The sequence below is a fragment of the Chromobacterium haemolyticum genome (assembly GCF_002081825.1).
Taxonomy (GTDB): Bacteria; Pseudomonadota; Gammaproteobacteria; order Burkholderiales; family Chromobacteriaceae; genus Chromobacterium; species Chromobacterium fluminis.
In genome coordinates this window covers 1-21117 of record NZ_MUKU01000052.1, presented here as the reverse complement: position 1 = coordinate 21117, position 21117 = coordinate 1, and the positions used below count along the sequence as shown (strand labels likewise).

The following is a 21117-nucleotide window of genomic DNA, read 5'->3' as shown; positions in this document are numbered from 1 at the left end:
CAGCCGCCCAGCCAAGCCTCATCCCGGAAGCCGCATGCGCAATTCAAGCCCGCCCTCCCCTGAAAGCCAGCCACTCAGCCACTTGCGGCGCATCCAGCGCGTCACTTTGTTTGGCGGCGGCGCAGCCATTTCGCTGGCTCTGCTGGCCTTGACCGTTCTGACGCTCTGGCTGGCTGGCAAGGAAATGCTGTCTGACCGCCAGCAGATATTCGATGCTGAAAACACAGCGCTGAAGGTGATGCTGCGGGGACATGCGATTGATCTCCACCACCAGGTCAGCCAGGCCGAGGCTGCATGGAAAACGCTGCCCAAAGCCTCTCCCGCGCTGCGGCGCCAATTCACCACACATAACGGCGAAGCCTGGCTGCAAGCCTCCCCGGTCCATCCCCCAATGCTGGTCTTGGGCAAGCTCTCCGCCCAGTACCCCGCCTCCCGTTTCGAACCCTATCTGGCGCTGGCGGAGCATACCGCCAGCGCCCTGTGCGGTGGCGATTGCGAGTTGAGGAAATTGACAACCGCTTATCTGTACAGCCCGGACCAGCGGTTTCTAGCGATTGTCTCTCCCAGCTTGTCCTCGGTAGCATCGGCCCCGCCGGATACCCGGGAGCCCCTCTCGCAAAGGATTTTCAGCGATATGCCCAATCCAACGGCCGGCGAACGAGCCAGCCGTCAGCCAGCTTGGCTGGCCACCGCCGCCGCGCCGCTGACCGGCCGCCCCGCCATCCGTCTGGCGCAAACCGTCGTGGTCGACGGCGCGCCTGTCGCCGTTTTCGCCCGGGACATCCGCATCGATACCTTGCTGAATACCTGGCGCCCGGACATCCGTGACGAAACCACCTTGCTCGCCAGCCCGATGGGGCCGCTACACATCAGCTTTGGCTGGCAAGCACAGCGCGGCTCTCAACTGATCGCAACACTCCGCAACATGGCCCTACCCACCATAGACGACACAGTATCCGATCTTCAATATCGAGATGGTTTGTTCATCTTGCGCGCCCGCCTTTCCTCCCCCGACTGGGTTCAAATCCAGATATTTCCATGGCATGGCCTGCTGAATGATTTGAGGCTACCGCTGATCATCAACCTCAGCGCTCTGCTGTTTGCCCTGCTTTGCCTGTGGACCTTCATTCTGTTGCTGGATCGAAGAATCTTCAAACCCGCCTTCAACAATGCCCAGCGTATTTTCGAAAGCGAGAACCTGAACCGCATCATGGTGGACACCGCGCCGTCCGGCCTGACGCTGCTGTCCGTCGCCAGCGGCAATGTGCTGCTGGAAAACGAGGTGATGCGGCAATGGACCCGGATGGGTTCAATTGCCCACCCGCCCCTGCACCTGCAATTGCTGGACACCCACTTGGCCGCATCCCCGCTAGGCACCACGCCTTGCCACCGGGACATTCAGTTTGCGCTGGAGGACGGCAGCGCCATGGAGTTGCACAGCACCACGATGGCCACGCGCTATCAGGGCATCCGGGTCCTGCTGTGCAATGTGGTGGACATCACCGCGCGCAAGGCGCTGGAACGCCAGCTGGAAACCTCTCGCCAAACAGCGGAGGCGGCCAGCCAGGCAAAATCGTCCTTTGTGGCCATGGTCAGCCATGAAATCCGCACCCCGCTGCACGCCATCGTCAGCAGCTTGGACTTGCTCGGCCGCGCCCGGCTGGCCGCACCGCAACAACAGCGCTTGTCCGTCGCCAAGCACTCGTCGCAGGCGCTGCTGGCCATCATCAACGACATTCTAGACCTGTCCAAGGTGGAAGCCGGGCTGATGAGCGTGGAGAGCATCCCTTTCGATCTGGCCGCGCTCGGCCGCGAAGCTGCGGCTGTCATGGAGCCCTTGGCCCGCGCCAAGGGCTTGGAATTCTCCTGCATGATAGACGCGCAATTGGCGCCGGCTTATCTGGGCGACCCCGGCCGCATCCGGCAGATCATGCTGAATCTGCTGGGCAACGCCATCAAGTTCACGCTCAGCGGCGAGGTGCAGCTGGAAGTCTATCGGCAGGACGACGGCCTCGCTAATTCGCCGGTAATCATTGGCGTGAGCGACAGCGGCGTGGGCATTCCCGCCGAATACCATGATCAGGTCTTCACCGAGTTCTCTCAGGCGGACGCCTCCATCACCCGCCGCTTCGGCGGCACCGGCCTGGGCCTGTCGCTATGCAAGAAGCTGGCGGAATTGCTGGCGGGGACGATCGAATTCACCTCCACTCCCGGGGTGGGCAGCACCTTCGTCGTGACCCTGCCCTTGCCGCCATCCGCCGCCGCTGCCGTGGCAGAACCGCCCGCGGTTTCGCCAAGCCCGGCTGCTCTAGCGGCCCGCATCCTGGTGGTGGACGACCATCCGGCGATTCGGGCGCTGATCCAGGACCAGCTCCGCGAACTGGGCCACCAGGCGGATATCGCCGCCAGCGGAGCCGCCGCGCTGGCGCTGGCCGTCCGCCACGATTACGCCCTGGTGCTGACCGATCTGAGCATGCCGGACATCAGCGGCTACAACCTGGCCCAAGCCCTGCGAGACAGCGGCTTCACCGCCCCCATCGTCGCCATCACCGCGCAAGCCGGCAGCGCGGAACAGCCGCTCTGCGCTCAGGCCGGCATCGACGAGCTCATGCTCAAGCCCTTTACCCTGGAGGAACTGGACCGCGTGATCCGCAAACGCCTGGCCTTGCGCCCCGCCGAAGACCGCCCGGCCGCCAGACCGCCCGCGCCCTTGTCCGCCACCCGGCGCGCCGAACTACTGGACGCGCTCGACCATTCCCTGCTGCTGATGAGGCAAGCTTTGGAACAGATGGACTCCACCCCGCTGATGCAACAGTTGCACGCCACCAAGGGGGCTTTCTCCATGGCCGGCTTAACACCAGTAGCAACTTTGTGCGTGGAAATCGAGCAAGCGGTGGCAGCCGGCCTGCGCGAAGAAACCGGCGCGCTGCTGGACCGGCTGGAGGCGCTGGCGCATGCGAGGCTGTCCCAGGGCTAAGACCGCTATCGCGGCCCGGGGACATCGGCGACAATGGCCAGACACTTAGACCCCCAACCCAAGAGGAGCCGCCATGAAAATATCCGATCTTCCATTCGGCATCAGCGATTGGTCCACGCTGGAACCCACTCCACACGCCGGCGAAACCGGCTTCGCCTATTGGCGCACCCAGCGCTTCGGCGACATCCGCGTCCGCATGGTGGAATACACGCCGGGCTACCGCGCCGATCACTGGTGCGTCAAAGGCCACATCCTGTTGTGCCTGGAAGGAGAACTGCACACCACGCTGGCGGACGGCCGCAGCTTCACCTTGAAGCCGGGCATCAGCTATCAGGTGGCCGACGACGCCGAGCCGCATCTGTCCCATACCGAAACCGGGGCCAAGCTGTTCATCGTCGATTGACGCCGGCTCAAGCCGCCCTCGCGTGGCCCCTGGGCTCATCCACGCCAAAACGCTCATGGGCCGTGCAGCGACGTAAAGGATTTCACTCCGCATCCCAATTACGAAACGAGCCAACATGAAAAAACTCGGCCTGCTGGGCGGCATCAGCTGGGTATCGACGCTGGATTACTATCGCTATCTGAATGAAGGCGTCAACGCCGCGCTGGGCGGCCTCAATTTTGCCGAGTGCGTCGTCTACTCGCTGAATTTCAACGATATCCAGCAGCGCGGCTGGGATGACTGGGAGCACACTTACTCCATTCTGCTCAAGGGCTGCCTGCATTTGAAAGCCGCCGGAGTCGAAGCCATCGTGCTGTGCGCCAATACCGCGCACGTCCTAGCCGATCGCCTGGAAACGGCGGCCGGCCTCCCCATCATTCATATTGCAAGCGCTACAGCGCGGGAGGTATCCCGGCAACAGCTGCGGACCGTCGGCCTGCTAGGCACCAAGTTCACCATGGAGCTGCCGTTTTTCCGGGACAAGATGCGGCAAAACGGCATTGAGACCTTGATCCCGGAGGCTCAGCACACTCGCGATTTCATTCAGCGCACCCTGCGCGACGAGCTGGGCCGCGGCTTGGTTTCGCCAGCGACCAAGGCCGCTTATCTGGGGCTGATTCAGCAACTGATTGAGCGCGGCGCCGAGGGCATCGTCTTCGGCTGCACCGAGCTTCCGCTGCTGTTGAGCCAGGCCGACGTGCCGGCGCCGGTGTTCGACACCACCCGGATTCATGTCGAAGCCGCGCTTGAGTTCGCGCTCTCGGATACGGTGTTCCCGCAATAGGGGCTTAGGTCGAAAGAGCTACAGGCGCGCGCCCCGCTCCCACATATACTGCCCGCATATCGCCAATGGCGAAATTCCACCCACCCCGCATCAAGGACACCTCATGCTCACTAGCGCCCGCAATCAATTCGCCGGTAAAGTCGCCGCCATCCATCCCGGCGTGGTTAACGACGAGATCGACATCGCCCTGCCGGGCGGCGACGTGATCACCGCCGTCATCACCCAGCGCAGCACCGCCAACCTGGGCCTGACCGTGGGCGGCGAAGCCTTGGCCATCATCAAGGCGCCCTGGGTGATCCTGGCCAACCCCGAGGCCGGCATCAAACTCTCCACCCGCAACCGTCTGGAAGGCCGGGTGTCCGCGCTGCGTCCGGGCACGGTCAATACCGAGGTGGAAATCCGCCTCAACGGCGGCGACGCCCTGGTGGCCATTGTCACCAAGGAGAGCGCGGACGGCCTGGATTTGGCAGTCGGCAAGGCGATCGTCGCCTTCTTCAAGGCCTCCCACGTGATTGTCGGCGTCCGCACCTGAAGTCAGCCGGCGGTCTCCCCCGTACGGAAATTCCATAGGCTCCAAGCGGCAAGCCGTTACGCCCGCCTCGCCCGCCGCCGGTCGCGCAGATAACGCCACACGCCGTTCAGGATGGCCGCCGGCGACAGTTCGGCCATGGCCAGCAAGCCGTGGCCTTGGTGATAGTCCGGGTTGTGTTCGACAAAATAGCGCGCCGCCGGACGCGGATGCCGCAGCCAGAACTGGTGGTCCGTTTGACTGTCTCGGGTCAGAATGCCCAGCTTCACCACATAAGGTCGTTCCGGCGCGGGAACCGCCATGCCGAAACTGCCGCACAACTCCGCCGCCAGCCGCGCCAGCGGCTGCTCCATGCCCCGCTCCGGACTGGGCCACATTCCTGCGGCGTATTTATGCATCTGGATGAAGCTGGACGGGTGGATCATCGCGCCCAGAAAGTACATCCGCCGCCACGGGCTGCGCAGCCAGTAGCGCAGCATGCAGCCGGCCAGAAACGGCATATTGCTGTTGCGGCCGCGGTAGTCTTTGAGCAGCCCGGCCTGACCCCGCAAGATTTTGACCTCGCGCCCCGCCGCACGGCGCTGGAACAGGTGAACGGCGCAATAGCCCACCGCCTGACCGTGTTCGCCGCGATGCAGCAAAATGCTGCTGTGCTCGGACTCCGGCAACACCATCTTGCGGAAGGCCGCCCGGTCCAGGCCGCTGAAGACGGCGTCGTGCACTTGGTAGGCCTCGTCGACCAGGCGCTCGCGCCCGGCCGTGGTCAACAAGTGCGGATAAAGAGTGTCTGAGTGAGTGATGGTGCCCATGGGTCCTCGCACTGTGTGGCGACGTCGAAACGCAGCGGATGGTAAGCAGCGGCCTCAGGCGCAACCACTGACAGTTATGCCACTGTTGTTGTTTCTTGATGGGATCGTTCAAACAAGACTTACAGCGCGCCCCATGAATGAAAACGACTCGGCTTTCAAACGCTCGCCCAGCCTCAAAAAAACCCCGCCAAGGCGGGGTTTGTCTTTTGACGTTGCGGATCAGGACTTGGCCGGCGCTTCCCAGCCGCCGCCCAGCGCCTTGTACAGGCCCACCACCGCGTTGAGTTGGTCCAGCTTGGCGCTGACCAGGCCCAGTTCCGCCTGGAAACTGTTGCGTTGCGCGTCCAGCACGTCCAGATAGCTGGCATAGCCGTTGTCGTAACGCAGCTTGGCCAGGCGCAGCGATTTGTTCAAGGCCTGGAACTGCGTGGTCTGCGCCGCCTGGATGTCGCGCGCCGCGCCGTAGCCGGACAGCGCGTCCAGCGCGTCTTTGAACGCGCTCTGCACCGTCTTCTGGTACTGCCCCAGCGCCTGTTTCTGCCGCGCGTTGGCCGCATCCACCGCGTAGCCGGTCTGGCCGAAGTTGAACACCGGCGCCGCCAGGTTGCCGACGAAGCTCCAGGTTCGCGTTGGGCCGGTGAACAGGGTGTCCAGCGACAGGCTTTGCGAACCCAGCGCCCCGCTCAGGCTGATGCTGGGGAAGTAAGCCGCGCGCGCCACGCCGATGCGGGCGTTGGCGGCGATCAGCTGCTGCTCGCTGGCGGCGATGTCCGGCCGACGCTCCAGCAAGCTGGAGGACAGGCCCGCCGGCACTTCCGGCGGCGCGGACAGCGCATCCAGGCTTTGGCCGCGCTGGATGCCGCCGGCCACCAGCTGCTTGGGCGAGTAGCCGAGCAGCACGCCCAGCGCGCTTTCGGTCTGCGCCAGAGCGCTGGCGATCTGCGGCACCTTGGCGCGGGCGGAAGCCGCCTCGGCCTCGGCCTGCTGCTGGTCCAGCTCGGAGATCAAACCGCCCTTGAAGCGCTTGGTTTGCAGCTTCAGCGATTCCTCGCGGCTTTGCAGCGTACGCTTGGCGATGTCCAGCTGGGCGTCGTAGGCGCGAAGCTGGAAATAGGTCTGCGCGGTTTGCGCGGCGATCGCCAGCTTCGAACTGTCGCGGGCGAAGCGGCTGGCGGCGAAGTCGGCGCGCGCCGCCTCGTTGCCGCGGCGCAGCTTGCCCCACAGGTCCAGTTCCCAAGACGCGGTCAGGTTGGCGTTGCGCACGTCGCTGACCAGCGGCGCGCCCGGCGTGCTTGTCGCGGTGGAGGCGCGACCGCGCTGATAGCCGGCGTTGGCGTTCAGCGCCGGCAGCAACTGGGCGCGGGCGATGCCGGCCTGGGCCGCGGCTTCGTCGACGCGGGCGGCGGCGACGGCCAGGTCCTGGTTATGTTCCAGGGCCTCTGCGATCAGTTGGTCCAGCACCGGATCGTTGAACTGCGTCCACCAGTCCATGGCGATGGCCGGGTTCTGGGCTGGGATTTGGACCTGCCCGCTGTCCGGCAGCTCCAGTTTGGGGCGGCTGTAGTCGGGGCCGACCGCGCAAGCGGTCAGCGCCAGCGCCGCCAATGAGGGAATCAGGGCGCGTTTAAGCATTGTCGGTCTCCTCCGCCGCAGCCGGCTTTTTGCGCCGCTCCGACGCCTGCATGATCAGCCGGAAAAACAGCGGCACAAAGAATGTGGCGATGAAAGTAGCGGCCAGCATGCCACCCACCACCGGGGTGCCCAGCGCGCGGCGGCTGGCGGAGCCGGCGCCGCTGGAAATCACCAGCGGCACGCAACCCAGGATGAAGGCCATCGAGGTCATCACAATGGGGCGGAAACGCAGCCGCGCCGCTTCCAGCGCGGCGTCCATCAACGGCAAGCCCTGCTGGCGCTGCTGCACCGCGAACTCCACGATCAGGATGGCGTTCTTGGCGGCCAGGCCCACCAGCGTGACCACGCCGATCTGGAAGTAGACGTTGTTGTCCTGATGGCCGATGACGGCGGCGAGCAAGGCGCCGAACAAAGCGAAGGGCACCGAGGTCACCACCGCCAACGGCAGGCTCCAGCGTTCATACTGCGCGGCCAGAATCAGGAACACCATCAGGATGCCGAACAGGAAGGCCATGGTGGCGGTGCCGCCGGCCAGTTTTTCCTGATAGGCGCTGCCGCTCCAGGCCAGCGCGTAGTCGTTGCCCAAGACTTGCCGGGTCACTTCTTCCAGCGCCTGGATGGCCTGGCCGGAACTGACGCCGGGCGCGGGCTGGGCCAGGATCTTGGCGGCATTGAAGATGTTGAAGCGGTCCACCAGTTCCGGCCCATAGCTGGATTTGACCTCCACCAGGCTGGACAGCGGCACCATCACGCCCTCGTTGGAGCGCACATAGATGTTGGCGATGTCCTCCGGCCGCGCGCGGAAATCCGCCTCGGACTGCAACTGCACTTTGTAAGTGCGGCCGAACTTGTTGAAGTCGTTGACGTAGAGCTGGCCGAAGGTGGCTTGCAGGGTGTCGAACACCTGATTGATGTCCACACCCAGCGCCTTGGTTTTTTCACGGTCCAGATCCAGGTATTTCTGCGGCACGTTGGCACGGAAAGTAGTGGCCACGCTGGCGAACTCCGGCCGCTGCCGCGCGGCGGCCAGCAGTTTCTCCGCCGCCTGGCTGAGCTTTTGCGCGCCATGGTCGCCGCGGTCCTGCAGATAAGCCTCCAGGCCGCCGGTAGTGGACATGCCGATGATGGGCGCAGGGTTGAAAGCGCTCATCACGCCGGTCTGCACGGTGCGGCCCAGGCGATTGAACTCGGCGGACACGGAGAAAGAGTCCTCGCCCTTGGCCTTGCGCTGGTCCCAATCTTTGAGGGTAACAAAGCTGGTGCCGCGGTTGGTCTGCTTGGAACCGGACAGAATGTCGAAACCGGTGAAGGTGGTGACGCTTTCCACATTGGGGTTGGCCATCATCAGCCGGTCGAATTCCGCCGTGGCCTTGGCGGTGCGAGTCAACGCGGCCGCGTCCGGCAGCGCGGTGCTGGCGAACAAGGTACCCATATCCTCATTGGGCACCAACGAACCCGGCACTTTCTGGTACAAACCGACCGTGGCCGCCAGAATAACGGCAATCAGGCCGAAAGCGACGCCGACGCGGCGGTTGAGAAACAGCACGCCCAACACATAGCGGCCGGTCAAGCGTTCAAAAGCGCGGTTGAACCATTGGAAAAAACGCGGCGGCTGATGATGGCCGGGCTTGAGCAACAAAGCGCACAATGCCGGGGTCAGCGTCAGCGCGACAATGCCGGAGATGATCACCGACATGGCGATGGTGACGGCGAACTGCTTGTACATCACGCCGGTCATGCCGCCCATGAAGGCCACCGGCAGGAAGACCGCGCACAAGACCAGCACGATGGCCACCAAGGCGCCGGACACCTCCCCCATCGCCAGCACCGCGGCCTCCTTGGCGCTGCAACGCCGCTCGCTCATGATGCGTTCGACGTTTTCCAGCACCACGATGGCATCGTCCACCACGATGCCAATGGCCAGCACCATGCCGAACAGGGTCAATAGATTGATGGAAAAACCCAATAGCAGCATGCCGGCGAAGGTGCCGATCAGCGACACCGGCACCGCGATGCAGGGAATCAGCGTGGCGCGGAAATTCTGCAGGAACAAATAAACCACCAGAAACACCAGCACCGTGGCTTCAAACAGGGTTTCCACCACGCCGTGAATGGAGACCTTAACGAACTTGGTGGTGTCGAAGGGGATGGTGTAGTCCACTCCGGCCGGGAAGCGGCCCTTGAGTTCCTCCATCTTGGCGGCGATGGCGGCGGAGACCTTGAGCGCGTTGGCGCTGGGTTGCAGATAGGTGGTGATCCCGACGCTGGGCTTGCCGTTGCGGGTGCCGATCACATCGTAGTCGTTGCCGCCCATTTCCACCCGCGCCACATCCTTGACGCGGATCTTGGAGCCGTCCGGCATCGAACGCACGATGATGTTCTCAAACTCCTTGGGTTCGCTGAGCCGGCCCTTGGCGTTGACGGTGTAGGTGAAGCTGATGGGCTCGCTGGTGGGCTGAGCGCCGATCTTGCCGGCGGCGAACTGAGCGTTCTGCTCGCGCACCGCCTTGGCCACGTCGGACGGGGTCAGGCCCAGCTGGGCCATGCGGTCCGGCCGCAGCCACAACCGCATCGCGTAATCCGTGCCGCCCATCATCGCCACATCGCCCACGCCGGGAATGCGCTTGAGCTCGTCCATCACGTTGAGCAGGGCGAAATTGGACAGGTAGTTGCGGTCGTACTGCCCGGTGGGCGAACCAATGGAGATCACGCTGAGCACCGAGGTGGACTTCTTGCGCACGGTGACGCCTTGGCGCTGCACCTCGTCCGGCAGTTGCTTCATCGCCGCCTGCACCCGGTTATTGACGTCGATGGTGGCCTGGTCCGGATCGGTCCCCACGGCGAAATAGACATTGAGGCTGAGCTGGCCGTTGGAAGCGGCGCTGGATTGCATGTAAAGCATGTTTTCCACGCCATTGAGCTGCTGCTCCAGCGGCGCGGCCACGGTTTGGGCGATGGTTTCCGGCGTGGCGCCCGGGTAATTGGCCGACACCGACACCACGGCCGGAACGATCTGCGGGTACTGCTCCACCGGCAGCGCGCGCATCGCAGCCAGGCCGGCCAGCACGACGACGATGGACAACACGCTGGCGAAGATGGGGCGATTGATGAAGAAACGCGAGAACATAAGCCTCTCCTTACGCCTTGGCCGGCGCGGCGGTCACCGGCTTGACCACCGTGCCGGGACGGGCTTGCATCAGGCCATCGACAATCACCCGCTCGCCGGCCTTGAGGCCGGATTCGATCACCACCCGGCCGCCCACCTGAGCGCCCAGCTTGACCATCCTGGCCTGCACCTTGTTGTCCGCGCCCACCACCATCAGTTGATTGTCCGCTTGAGCCTGAACCACGGCCTGCTCCGGCACGGTCAGCACATTCTTGCGCACGCCCAGATCCAGCAGCACGCGCACGAACTGGCCCGGCAACAAACGCTCGTCCTCATTGGGAAATTGCGCCCGAGCACTGATGGTGCCGGTTTTGGGATCCACGCGGTTGTCGCGGAAATCCAGCTTGCCGCTTTGCGCATAGACCCGGCCGTCCGCCAGACGGATGCGAACCGGGTGGCTGGTCTGATCCTGAGCGCTGACCTGGCCGGTGGACAGGCTGTGTTCGTAATTGAGGCTGTCTTGTTCGGAGATGGCGAAATTGACGTAGATGGGATTGAGCTGGGAAATGGTGGTCAGCGGCTCGGCGGCGTCCACGCGGATCAGGCTGCCTTCGGATTGCACCTGCTTGCTGGTCAGGCCCGGAATCGGCGCGGCGACGCGGGTGTAATCCAGGTTAAGCTGGGCTTCCTTGACCTTGGCGTCGGCGGATTGTTTGGCCGCCTTGGCGGAGTTCAGCGCCGCCACCGCGTTGTCGTAGTCCATTTTGGAAACCGCCTGTTCCTGGTACAGCGGACGGATGCGCGCCAGGTCGGCTTCGGCTTTTTGCAGCGCGGCCAGCTGCACCGCCTGCGCGCCCCTGGCCTGCCCCAGCTGCGCTTGGTACGGAGCGGGATCGATCTGGAACAGCATCTGGCCCTGCTTCACCGGCTGGCCTTCCACATAGGTGCGTTTGAGCAGAATGCCGCCCACGCGGGCTCTCACCTCGATATCGCGGTAACCGGCGGTTTCGCCCACCAGTTCCATGGTCATGGGCACGTCGCCGGGCGCGGCGGTTTCCACGGTGACTTGCGGCACGGCGGCGGCCTGTTGCTGCGGCGAGCCGCAGGCGGCCAGCCAAACTGGCGAGGACAATAGCAGAGCAAGCGACAATAGCTGTCGCGGCGAATAGCGCATTATTATTTCTCCATATGAGCGGGTATTCAGAATGGGCGGGCCAATCCAGGCGCAAGCGGAAACCTTGTCGGGGTCAAACGGACTGCTCTGAACCAGGGGCGCGGCAGTCCTGTTTGGAAACGGCTTTAAACCGCCTCCCATTAGAACAGCCTGTTATGAAGGGTTTTTTTTGAAAACAGCCGTTTTTGTAAATTGCGGGTAAATTCACGGGAAAACGGTGTAAAAAGTTGTGAATGCGAATCAAATCCATAATGACGGACGCGACGCGCCGTTTTGGCGGTTTCCAGCCGCGCTGCCAACTGTCGCCATCGCTAAGAGCCTGTTTACGATCTTTTTTCTGTGCGTTGAAATACGGTTTGGTGCACAGGAAACCGCGTATCCGACGCTCCCCGGGTCCCTTCAAGCCTGCCGTAGGGTGGCAGGCCCGAGGTCTTAAGCGGCTGCTTGTTCGAGCAGCGCGACGTTAGCGCGCTGCGAGTTCAGCCGCGCCTCGGGCCTGACGGGGCCCGACGGGTAGCCGCAGGCCAGGCTTGCAGGGCGGCCTTTAGGGTAAAGGGAGATTTGGCCGCGCAAATCTCCCTTTCCGTTCGCCGGGCGGAACCGGCCCTTAATCATCATCCGCGTAGCGGATTCAATGCTTTGAACAATACTTCCGTTCCGGCTTGAAAAGATCGTGAACAGGTTCTAAGGCAGAGGCTGGAAGGCTTCCAATAGACGCTCATAGCTGCCGTCCCGACGCATTGCGCTCAGGCCTGCCTCGAACTTCGCCGCGTTCTCCCTGCCCTTGGGCCGTGCCTTGGAAAAAGCCAGCCAAAAGCCATCCTGGCTGATGCTCCCCGCCTTGCGGACGCGGCCCGCGGCTGCGGGATTGCCGCGTATGCGCAACTGTCCGGGCCGCGCGTTCATCAAGATATAATCCACGCGCCGGGCCAAGAGCATGCGAATCAGATCGTCATCCGAGTGCGCCACGGATTTGATGATTTTGGCATCGCGCATAAAAACACTGGGATAGGTGTAGCCCTGGGTGATCCCCACCCTTCGTCCGGCCAAATCCCGCAGGCTCAGCCCGGCGTCAGCCGCGGCAAGCGAGAAGATGGCCAGCTCCTCGGTAAACATCGGCGTGGGATGCCACCAGAACTGCCCGCGATTGTCGTCGGTGATGGTGGCGCTGAGACAAGCGGCAACGCGGCCCACCCGCGCCAACATCAAACAACGCGCAAACGGCACCAGTACGAAACTGACCAAAACGCCCTGGCGACGGAAAGCCTCCCGCGCCAGTTGCGGCGCTAGCCCCTGCGCGGAGCCGTCGGCGCCGCGCTCCGAATACGGGGGCCAGTCATCCTCCACGGCAATGAGCAAAGATGAAGCCGATGCGGCCGCTTGCGCCGCCACGGTCAGCAGGGCCGCGCACAAGATTCGTCGAAACCACGCTTGCATCTGTATTCTCCCTCCCGCAACGACACGGCCCGACAAGTGACAAGCGCCGCGCGCCAACAATCACCCGATGCCAACGTACTGTTTCCTGGCCACGCGCGCGGCCACGCTTAATATCGACAGTTTCTCCAGCCAAGACACCCTCATCAGCGCCGCGGCCTTTCCATTTCGGCGAAGCCGCGCATGAAAACCGCGAGCCCGTCGATCGAATCATCCTGAAACCGTATGACGCCGCAGGACGGCGTCCATCTTCCGCCGCACCGGGAACCGCCAGCCTCCTACGCCGCCACTTTAGCTGAAATGGAGTGCGGCAAAGCGCTTGACCCCCGCGCGCGGGCAATGCCAAGATCATGAACCGCCCCGCCTTCACGCTAACCGCTGCCGCTCGAGGAGATTGGTTTGGAACCGTTTTGCCATCCGCTGGAAGTGCGCTGGTCCGACTGCGACGCCAACCAGCACGTCCGCCATACCGCCTACGCCGATTTCTGCACCCATGCCCGCATCGAATGGCTGCGCGGTCAGGGCTTCGGCTTTGAACAATTTCAGGCGCTGGGGTTTGGCCCGGTCATTTTCAAGGAGTGGACCGAGTATTTCAAGGAACTGCGGCTGAGCGAACGCATCCACGTGCGCCTGGCCATCGCCGGACTGAGCCAGGACGGCAAGCGCTTCTGTATCCGTCACGAAATCTACAAGGAGGACGGCCGCCTGGCCGCGCGCCACGAGGTCAGCGGTTCCTGGATAGACCTGACGCTGCGCAAGCTGACCGCGCCGCCGCCGGAACTGAGCGCCATCTTCGCCTGGGCGGAGCGCACCGATGACTTCCAGGCGCTGGATTAAGAAACGCCGAACGCGAAAAAGCCCTGACTGAAACAGTCAGGGCTTTTTGCTTGCTTTGGCGGAGAGGGGGGGATTCGAACCCCCGTTAGGGTATTACCCTAAACACGCTTTCCAGGCGTGCGACTTAAACCACTCATCCACCTCTCCGGAGGTGTCTTGCTTGTTTGCGCCGGCTGGACCGGAGCAATAAAAAAACCGCCAGGGCAGCTTTTGTCAATTCTGGCGGAGAGGGGGGGATTCGAACCCCCGTTAGGGTATTACCCTAAACACGCTTTCCAGGCGTGCGACTTAAACCACTCATCCACCTCTCCAGAATCCCCGTGAAACAAGGCGCTTGGCGTTTCGTTCACAGAGGCTGCGCAGTATATAAGCCCTATTCATCCGGCGCAAGTGTTTTGTAAGCGGAATGAGAAAAAAGGGCGTCGACATACTCGCCCACCCCTTCCCGTTCACGCCGCAGCCAGCCGGCGATCGCCGCGCGGAAACGCGGGTCGGCGATGTAATGGGCGGACCACGTCCGCCCCGGCTCGAAACCGCGCGCCAGTTTGTGCTCGCCCTGAGCGCCGCCTTCGAAACATTGCAGGCCGGCCTCGATCGCGTATTCCAGGCCCTGGTAGTAGCACAATTCGAAATGCAGGCAGGGAATATCGACCAGCGCGCCCCAGTAGCGCCCGTACAGCACGCCGCCCTGCTCCAGACACAGGCTGGCCGCTAGCGGCGCGCCGTCCCGCTCGGCAACGAACATCAGGCAATGCGAACCCAGCCGCTCCGCCAACAGCGCGAAGAAAGCCGGGTTCAAATAGGGCGTGGAGCGATGCTCCAGATAAGTCTGGCGGTAGCAGCGGTAGAAAAACGCCCAGTCCTCGGAACGGATGGCCTCTCCGCGCAGAGTCCGCACATTGACGCCCGCCTCCGCCACCTTGCGCCGCTCCTGACGGATTTTCTTGCGCTTGTCGCGGCTCAGCGTGGCCAGGAAGGCGTCGAAGTCCGCGTAAGCGCGGTTGCGCCAGTGGAACTGCACGCCCTCTCGCAGCAGCCAGCCAGCCTCGTCCAGAGCTTGCGCCTCCTCCCGCGTGGGAAACAGCACGTGAGCCGAGGACAGGCCGTGCTCGTTCACGACCTGCTCCAGGCCGGCGATCAGTTGCGGCCAGGCCGCCGCGTCGCCCAGCAGCCGGCGGCCGCCCACCGGGCTGAACGGCGACGCCACCACCAGCTTGGGATAGTATTGCAGCCCAGCCCGCGCATAGGCTTCGGCCCAGGCCCAGTCGAACACGTATTCGCCGCGCGGATGCCGCTTCAAATAGGCCGGCGCCAGCGCCTGCAAGCGGCCGTCCCGTTCCAGACCCAACGGCAAGGGCTGCCAGCCGCTGGCCTCGCCCACGCAAGCGGCCCGCTCCAGCGCTTCCAGCCACGGGCGTCCCATGAACAGATTGCCGCCCTCCCCCAATCCCGCCCATTGTTCCGCGCTCCAGGCCCCCACTCCCTCATGCAATTGCAGCGACACCATGATTCCTCTCGGGCGTTTGCGCCGTCTATCAGGTAAAATTCCATCTATCTCGAAACATTCGGTTCCCTATCAAGATGCGTATCGCGCTCGCCCAGTTCAACCCCGTTGTCGGCGATATCGCCGGCAACACCCGCAAAATCCTCGACCTCGCCCACGCGGCCATCGCCCAGGGCGCGGACGTGCTGGTCACGCCGGAGCTGGCCTTGACCGGCTACAGCCCGGAAGACCTGCTGCTACGCGACAGTTTCTACCGCGCCTGCAGCCAGGCGCTGGACGAATTGCTGGAATTGGACGGCATCACCCTGGTGGTGGGACACCCGGCCCGGATGGGCGCGGAGCGTTTCAACGCCGCCACCGTGTTGCGCGACGGCAACCGCCTGGGCCAGTATCACAAAATGCTGTTGCCCAACGACGAAGTGTTCGACGAGTGCCGCTATTTCACCCCCGGCGTGGCGCCCCTGGTGTTCCAGCAGGGCGACGCCAAGGTGGGCGTGCTGATCTGCGAGGACGTATGGTCCGTCGACCCGGCCGCCGAGGCCGCGGACGCCGGCGCGGACGTGGTGGTGGTGCTCAACGCCTCGCCCTTCCATCGCAACAAGATTGAAACCCGCCACGAAGTGCTGCGCTTCCGCGCCGAGGAAACCGGCCTGCCCTTCGCCTACGTCAACCTCACCGGCGGCCAGGACGAACTGGTGTTCGACGGCGCCTCCTTCGCCGTCAACCGCGCCGGCGAGGTGGTGACCCAGGCCGCCGCCTACGACGACGAACTGCTGATCGTCGATTTCGACGGCGGCGATCTGCTGCCCGGCGCCAAGGCGGCGCTGCCCGGCCCGCTGGAAAGCGTTTACCGCACCCTGGTGGCCGGCGTGCGCGACTACATCGGCAAAAACGGCTTCCCCGGCGCGCTGCTGGGCCTCTCCGGCGGCATAGACTCCGCGCTGACGCTGGCGGTGGCGGTGGACGCGCTGGGCGCGGACAAGGTGCACGCGGTGATGATGCCCTCGCGCTACACCGCGGACATCTCGGTGACCGATTCCCGCGACATGGTGAACCGCCTGGGCGTGAAGTACGACGAAATCGAAATCTGGCCGATGTACGAAAACTTCGTTCAGGCGCTGGCGCCCAGCTTCGCCGGCCTGGCCGAGGACACCACCGAGGAAAACCTGCAGGCCCGCATCCGCGGCACCCTGCTGATGGCGCTGTCCAACAAGAGCGGCAAGCTGGTGCTCACCACCGGCAACAAATCGGAAATGACCACCGGCTACTGCACCCTGTACGGCGACATGGCCGGCGGCTTCGCCGTGCTCAAGGACGTGGCTAAGACCCTGGTGTTCGAACTGTGCCGCTGGCGCAACCTGCAAGGCGAGATCATCCCGGAGCGCATCATCACCCGCCCGCCGTCGGCGGAATTGCGCCCGGACCAGACCGACCAGGACAGCCTGCCGCCCTATGAGGTGCTGGACGCCATCATGGCGCGCTACGTAGAGGAAAACCTGTCCGCCGAGGCCATCATCGCCGAAGGCTACGCCGAGGCCGACGTGCGCCGCGTGGTGCGGCTGCTGAAGATCAACGAGTACAAACGCCGCCAGGCGCCGGTGGGCCCGCGCGTCACCCACCGCGGTTTCGGCAAGGACTGGCGCTACCCCATCACCAATAAATTCAGCTGATCCCCCAGTCGGGGCCGCCCCGCCCCGGCCCCGCGCATGACATAGGCGATGCCGGATGCGTTAAACTGTCCGGCTCGCGCCGGACCGCCACCACCCGCCCGGCGCAGAATCTCGCTCAAGGAAACACCATGCGTCTAAAAAAATCGGGACTATGCGCCGCGCTGTGCGGCATCGCGCTGCTGACCGGCTGCGTCTCGCCGCTCGCCAACAAGAGCGCCGACCAGGCCGTCCGCAAGATCATGCTGCAAAACTGGAACAGCAAGGGCTATAACATCGACGCCGACATCGGCTTCGACGAACTGAACGTCGCCGACGTCGACAAGGTCAAGGAAGACGGCGGCCAGCTGGAACAGGCCGCCGCCTCCGCCGCCGATCAAATCGCCCGCAGCATGCGCCTCAACGTCAAGGCCGCGTTGGACGTGCCGGGCGGCAAGCTGGAACTGATTCCGGCGCTGCGCCTGGAGCGCCGCAACCTGCTGACCAGCGTGCAACTGCCGCTGCAATTCCACGCCAAGGACCTGTCCTTGCTGGTGGACCCGTCCGCCGCCTACCTGTTTGTGCCGGAGATGCAAGCCTACGAGGGCAAGTTCCTGCGCGTGCGGCTGCCGCAACGCGTGGCCGACAACTTCCCGCTGCAGGCCATGTACCAGGCCATGCCTAAGCTGCTGGACGAAGCCTACGCCAAAGTGGACAAACAGGCGTTCAGCTTCCAGCCGCTGGACCCGCGCGCGGCGGAACTGGGCGCGCGCTACCGGCTGCGCATCGCCATGAACCGCGCCCAGGAAAACCAGCTGGCTTCTCACATCATCGCCGGCCTGATCCAGGTGGCGCGCCAGGAAGCCGCGCGCAAGCCGCAGATCAAACCCGGTCCGCTGGGCAGCGAAAGCCTGCTGCAGCTGATAGACAGCCTGATCAAGGCCTCCGACGCCAATCCGCTGAACAGCAACACCGTCAGCGATCTGTACGTCAGCCGCGGCGGCGACCTGCTGGCCATCCGCCAGACCATACGCTTCGACAGCCCGCGCTTCCGCGGCCAGGCCCACGCCGACATCCGCTACAGCAATCTGGGCAAGCCCGTGTTCGCCTTCCAGCCCACCGAGGCGGACATCCTGGACCTGGAACGCCTGGACAAACCGGAATGGCTGAAATCGCTGGGCCTGGCCTTGCACGCCCTCAACCAGCCGCCGGCGGCCGGCGACGAAGCCGCGGCAACGGAAAACGCCGCCCCGCAATAATCGCTAACAAACCGGCAAGGCCGCCGGCCCGCGCGAGGAAACCCCGCGCCGCGCCGGCGGTCCCATCTTGGTCACGCGGCCCGAGCCGCCCACCGCAAGGATTTCCCCGCATGAAGATGAAACCGATCCCCGCCACACTCATCCTCGCCGGCCTGGCGCTGCCGGCCGCCGTCAACGCCGCCGCCGTAGCCCAGCTAAAGGCCTTCGTCGCCGGCAACAAAACCCTGAGCGCCGACTTCAAGCAAGTGGTCAGCAACAAGAACAAGCGCGAGGAAGCCAGCGGCCGGCTGGAAATCGCCCGCCCCGGCAAATTCCGCTGGGAATACAGCAAGCCCTATGAACAATTGATCATCGGCGACGGCAAGACACTGTGGGTTTACGACAAAGACCTGGCGCAAGTCACCCGCAAGGCGCAAGGCGCGGCGCTGGGCTCCAGCCCCGCGGCGCTGCTGGCCGGCAGCAACGCCATCGAACAGAACTACCAGTTGAAGGAAGCCGGCAAGACCGGCGAAGTGGAATGGCTGTCCGCCAGCCCCAAGCAGGCCGACAACAGCTTCAGCGCCATCCGCATGGGCTTCAGGGCCAATATGCTGGTGGAAATGGAACTGACCGACAGCTTCGGCAACCACACCAAGGTCAGCTTCAGCGCGCCGCAGCAGAACCCCCCGCTGCCCGCCGCCCGCTTCGCCTTCGTCCCGCCCAAGGGAGTGGACGTGGTCAGCGGCGACTAAGTCGCCCCGCCGGCCTCCAGCCGCCTCCGGGCGGCTTTTCTTTTAGAACCCGTTCAAAGCCTGCTGCGCTTCGGCGCTACGGCCTTGAAAACGTCTTCGGAGCGCTCATGTGCTTCTTGCGCACTCAGCCTCTTCAGCCGCTTTCGCCTGGTCCCGCTCTTGCTCGCGAGACGTGGGCCGATGCGGGCATCGTGCCAAAAACGCCACAAATTCTCATCGTCCTTGCTGAGCCGGCTTGACTTTATTCTATCTAAAAACATATCTTAAGATATATTTTTCAGGAGAGCCGCCATGCCTCACCGTCTCAACACCCTGCTGCGCCGCCTGGGCGGACGCAACGCGCATCATCGTCTCCACGCGATGGCCCGGCACGGCCACGACGGCGGCCATGGCCGACACGGAGGATTCGGCGGCTTTGGCGGCGGCGACGACGAAAGCATGACCCGCGGCCGCAAATTCAGCTCCGACGAACTGCAACTGCTCTTATTGACTCTGCTGGAAGAACGTCCCAGCCACGGCTACGAACTCATCAAGGCGCTGCAAAGCCGCAGCAACGGCTTTTACAGCCCCAGCCCCGGCATGGTCTACCCGGCGCTGACCTATCTGGAAGAACTGGGCCATATCTCGGTGAGCGAGGAAGGCAAGCGCAAATGCTATGCGCTGACGGAGGCCGGCCGCGACTATCTGAAACAGAACCGAGAACAAGTGGAATGGATGATGGCGCGGCTGCAGCACATCGCGCGCAAGATGAACTCCATCCGCCACGCGCTGACCGGGGAAATGCCGCCGCCGGACGACGCCGTCGGCAGTTGGATTCCGGAACTGACCCGGGCCCGCGGCGAATTGAAGCAAGCGCTGATGCGAACCGCCAACGTAGACGAGGACGAACAGCGCCGCATCGCCGCTATTCTGCGGCAGGCCTGTGAGCAAATTCTGGGCGACACCGGCTAAGACCCGCCAACAAAACCCCTGATCCTGCGTTGCGCCTCCTTGTCGTACCACTTGTACTGCCTGCGTCGGTGCGCCTTGGCTCAGGTACGCTGCGCGGTTTTGTTAGCGGCTCTAACCCCACGCGCCCAGCCACGACTTCAAGACAGGACACCCGATGACCACACCCAATCTGACCGTGCAACGCCTGCGCCATCCGCTGCGCTTCCGCCTGCTGCAAGTGCGCGCCATCCGCCCGCTCGGCCCCAAACTGCTCCGCGTCACCCTGGGCGGCGAGGAGCTGGCAGGCTTCGCCACCGCCTCCTTCGACGACCACCTCAAAGTGTTTTTCCCCGAACACCCGGACGGCAAACCCGCGCTGCCGACGCTGGTGGACGAAACCCTGATTTACCCCGAAGGCCAGCCGCGCCCAACCGCGCGCGACTACACCCCCTGCAGCTTCGATCCGGAACGGCAGGAACTGGACCTGGAGTTCGTGCTACACGATGCCGGTCCCGCCACCAGCTGGGCGGCTCAGGCCAAGCCCGGCCAATACCTGGGCATAGGCGGCCCGCGCGGCTCCTTCGTCATCCCGGCGGACTTCGACTGGCACCTGCTGATCGGGGACGAATCCGCGCTGCCGGCCATCCGCCGCCGCCTGGCCGAACTGCCGCCCACGGCCAAGGTCGTGGCTCTGCTGCAAACCAGCGAGGCGGACGAGCGCTGCGAACTGCCGCCCCACCCCAACGCCGACATCCGCTGGGTGCATCAGGACGCCGCCGACTCGGAACCGGCGCTGCTCTCCGCGCTCAAGCAACTGGCGCTGCCGGCGGGCGAAGGCTTTGTCTGGGCCGCCGGCGAATACCACGCCATCCGCGCGGTGCGCGTGCATCTGCGCGAGGAGCGCGGCATAGACAAGAGCCGCATCCGCGCCGCCAGCTACTGGCGCGAAGGCAAGGCCGCCAGCCACGAAACCCTGGAAGACTGAAACGACAAAGCCCCCGCCAGGGGTAATGCCAGTCAGTTAAGACTTGCGGATGTAAATCCAGTAAAAAGGGGACATGTTCATCATGTTCCCTTTTTCGCTGCATGAGCCTACTACAACGCGCCTTACATGACACGCTGCCACACGCCCCTTCTCGGCTAGAGACATTGGCCGCATTGATTGACCCTGCCTGGATCGAGCAAGCACTCGCCGTTACCGGCAAAGCCTCCATTCGGCGCCGCAAACTTCCTGCTGAGCATGCCGTCTGGTTGGTCATTGGCTTGGCCCTCTTTCGCAACTTGCCGCTATGGCAGGTCGTGCAGCAATTGGCTCTGAGCCTC

Annotated in this window: 17 protein-coding genes and 2 tRNA genes; 11 read left to right on the top strand and 8 right to left on the bottom strand. The window is 64.0% G+C overall.

Annotated features, from left to right (window positions below):
* Nucleotides 1–34: 34 nt before the first annotated feature.
* From B0T39_RS23205 to B0T39_RS23190, 4 genes are all read left to right on the top strand, one after another.
* Entirely contained in the window at nt 35–2977 is a 2943-nt protein-coding gene (locus B0T39_RS23205) for a hybrid sensor histidine kinase/response regulator (protein ID WP_176219641.1), read from the top strand.
* Nucleotides 2978–3050: 73 nt separating this feature from the next.
* Nucleotides 3051–3380 carry a DHCW motif cupin fold protein gene (locus B0T39_RS23200; protein ID WP_081550945.1) on the top strand — a complete coding sequence of 110 codons (330 nt, stop codon included), beginning with the start codon at nt 3051–3053 and terminating at the stop codon, nt 3378–3380.
* Nucleotides 3381–3495: 115 nt separating this feature from the next.
* Nucleotides 3496–4203 carry an aspartate/glutamate racemase family protein gene (locus B0T39_RS23195; RefSeq protein ID WP_081550943.1) on the top strand — a complete coding sequence of 236 codons (708 nt, stop codon included), beginning with the start codon at nt 3496–3498 and terminating at the stop codon, nt 4201–4203.
* A gap of 103 nt (nt 4204–4306) precedes the next feature.
* Nucleotides 4307–4735, top strand: a complete 429-nt coding sequence (locus B0T39_RS23190; protein ID WP_081550941.1) for a TOBE domain-containing protein — start codon at nt 4307–4309, stop codon at nt 4733–4735.
* A gap of 56 nt (nt 4736–4791) precedes the next feature.
* Here the strand turns inward: B0T39_RS23190 and B0T39_RS23185 are convergent, their stop codons facing one another.
* From B0T39_RS23185 to B0T39_RS23160, 5 genes are all read right to left on the bottom strand, one after another.
* Nucleotides 4792–5541: a hypothetical protein gene (locus B0T39_RS23185; RefSeq protein ID WP_081550939.1), complete on the bottom strand. Its 750-nt coding sequence runs from the start codon at nt 5539–5541 to the stop codon at nt 4792–4794.
* A 219-nt stretch (nt 5542–5760) separates the two neighbouring features.
* Entirely contained in the window at nt 5761–7173 is a 1413-nt protein-coding gene (locus B0T39_RS23180; RefSeq protein WP_081550937.1) for an efflux transporter outer membrane subunit, read from the bottom strand.
* Nucleotides 7166–10300 (bottom strand): efflux RND transporter permease subunit, encoded by a 3135-nt coding sequence (locus B0T39_RS23175; protein ID WP_081550935.1) that lies wholly within the window; start codon nt 10298–10300, stop codon nt 7166–7168. Before B0T39_RS23175 ends, B0T39_RS23180 begins: the two co-directional genes overlap by 8 nt.
* Before the next feature lie 10 nt (nt 10301–10310).
* Complete coding sequence (locus B0T39_RS23170; protein WP_081550933.1) at nt 10311–11453, bottom strand: efflux RND transporter periplasmic adaptor subunit; 1143 nt, start codon at nt 11451–11453, stop codon at nt 10311–10313.
* Nucleotides 11454–12137: 684 nt separating this feature from the next.
* On the bottom strand, nt 12138–12926 hold the full coding sequence (locus B0T39_RS23160; RefSeq protein ID WP_217806327.1) for a substrate-binding periplasmic protein: 789 nt from the start codon (nt 12924–12926) through the stop codon (nt 12138–12140).
* 360 nt (nt 12927–13286) lie between these two features.
* Between B0T39_RS23160 and B0T39_RS23155 the strand changes: the two genes are divergently transcribed.
* Nucleotides 13287–13724, top strand: coding sequence for an acyl-CoA thioesterase (locus B0T39_RS23155; RefSeq protein ID WP_166454262.1), 438 nt, complete (start codon nt 13287–13289; stop codon nt 13722–13724).
* A gap of 56 nt (nt 13725–13780) precedes the next feature.
* On the opposite strand, the gene B0T39_RS23150 is transcribed toward B0T39_RS23155, so the two are convergent.
* The 3 genes from B0T39_RS23150 to B0T39_RS23140 form a co-directional block, all read right to left on the bottom strand.
* Nucleotides 13781–13871 (bottom strand) — tRNA-Ser (locus B0T39_RS23150).
* A gap of 73 nt (nt 13872–13944) precedes the next feature.
* Nucleotides 13945–14035: transfer RNA gene (locus B0T39_RS23145), tRNA-Ser, on the bottom strand.
* A 62-nt stretch (nt 14036–14097) separates the two neighbouring features.
* Nucleotides 14098–15231, bottom strand: a complete 1134-nt coding sequence (locus B0T39_RS23140) for a GNAT family N-acetyltransferase (protein WP_081550925.1) — start codon at nt 15229–15231, stop codon at nt 14098–14100.
* Between the two features lie 74 nt (nt 15232–15305).
* Here B0T39_RS23140 and B0T39_RS23135 point away from each other — a divergent pair, with 74 nt between their 5' ends.
* The 6 genes from B0T39_RS23135 to B0T39_RS23105 all read left to right on the top strand — a co-directional run.
* The gene (locus B0T39_RS23135; protein ID WP_081550923.1) at nt 15306–16898 is read left to right on the top strand and encodes an NAD+ synthase; all 1593 of its coding nucleotides are present in this window, start codon (nt 15306–15308) and stop codon (nt 16896–16898) included.
* A 128-nt stretch (nt 16899–17026) separates the two neighbouring features.
* Nucleotides 17027–18133 carry a hypothetical protein gene (locus B0T39_RS23130; protein ID WP_081550921.1) on the top strand — a complete coding sequence of 369 codons (1107 nt, stop codon included), beginning with the start codon at nt 17027–17029 and terminating at the stop codon, nt 18131–18133.
* 110 nt (nt 18134–18243) lie between these two features.
* On the top strand, nt 18244–18864 hold the full coding sequence (lolA, locus tag B0T39_RS23125) for an outer membrane lipoprotein chaperone LolA (protein ID WP_254894631.1): 621 nt from the start codon (nt 18244–18246) through the stop codon (nt 18862–18864).
* Nucleotides 18865–19155: 291 nt separating this feature from the next.
* The gene (locus B0T39_RS23115) at nt 19156–19815 is read left to right on the top strand and encodes a PadR family transcriptional regulator (protein WP_081550917.1); all 660 of its coding nucleotides are present in this window, start codon (nt 19156–19158) and stop codon (nt 19813–19815) included.
* A gap of 154 nt (nt 19816–19969) precedes the next feature.
* On the top strand, nt 19970–20779 hold the full coding sequence (locus tag B0T39_RS23110) for a siderophore-interacting protein (protein ID WP_081550915.1): 810 nt from the start codon (nt 19970–19972) through the stop codon (nt 20777–20779).
* Nucleotides 20780–20880: 101 nt separating this feature from the next.
* A partial coding sequence (locus B0T39_RS23105) for a transposase domain-containing protein (protein WP_176219463.1) occupies nt 20881–21117 on the top strand: 237 nt, incomplete at its 3' end.

Excerpts from the sequence above, each read along its gene's own strand:
- B0T39_RS23205 (WP_176219641.1), top strand. The coding sequence starts at position 35 with ATGCGCAATTCAAGCCCGCCCTCCCCTGAAAGCCAGCCACTCAGCCAC.
- B0T39_RS23200 (WP_081550945.1), top strand. The coding sequence starts at position 3,051 with ATGAAAATATCCGATCTTCCATTCGGCATCAGCGATTGGTCCACGCTG.
- B0T39_RS23195 (WP_081550943.1), top strand. The coding sequence starts at position 3,496 with ATGAAAAAACTCGGCCTGCTGGGCGGCATCAGCTGGGTATCGACGCTG.
- B0T39_RS23190 (WP_081550941.1), top strand. The coding sequence starts at position 4,307 with ATGCTCACTAGCGCCCGCAATCAATTCGCCGGTAAAGTCGCCGCCATC.
- B0T39_RS23185 (WP_081550939.1), bottom strand. The coding sequence starts at position 5,541 with ATGGGCACCATCACTCACTCAGACACTCTTTATCCGCACTTGTTGACC.
- B0T39_RS23180 (WP_081550937.1), bottom strand. The coding sequence starts at position 7,173 with ATGCTTAAACGCGCCCTGATTCCCTCATTGGCGGCGCTGGCGCTGACC.
- B0T39_RS23175 (WP_081550935.1), bottom strand. The coding sequence starts at position 10,300 with ATGTTCTCGCGTTTCTTCATCAATCGCCCCATCTTCGCCAGCGTGTTG.
- B0T39_RS23170 (WP_081550933.1), bottom strand. The coding sequence starts at position 11,453 with ATGCGCTATTCGCCGCGACAGCTATTGTCGCTTGCTCTGCTATTGTCC.
- B0T39_RS23140 (WP_081550925.1), bottom strand. The coding sequence starts at position 15,231 with ATGGTGTCGCTGCAATTGCATGAGGGAGTGGGGGCCTGGAGCGCGGAA.
- B0T39_RS23135 (WP_081550923.1), top strand. The coding sequence starts at position 15,306 with ATGCGTATCGCGCTCGCCCAGTTCAACCCCGTTGTCGGCGATATCGCC.
- B0T39_RS23130 (WP_081550921.1), top strand. The coding sequence starts at position 17,027 with ATGCGTCTAAAAAAATCGGGACTATGCGCCGCGCTGTGCGGCATCGCG.
- lolA (WP_254894631.1), top strand. The coding sequence starts at position 18,244 with ATGAAGATGAAACCGATCCCCGCCACACTCATCCTCGCCGGCCTGGCG.
- B0T39_RS23115 (WP_081550917.1), top strand. The coding sequence starts at position 19,156 with ATGCCTCACCGTCTCAACACCCTGCTGCGCCGCCTGGGCGGACGCAAC.
- B0T39_RS23110 (WP_081550915.1), top strand. The coding sequence starts at position 19,970 with ATGACCACACCCAATCTGACCGTGCAACGCCTGCGCCATCCGCTGCGC.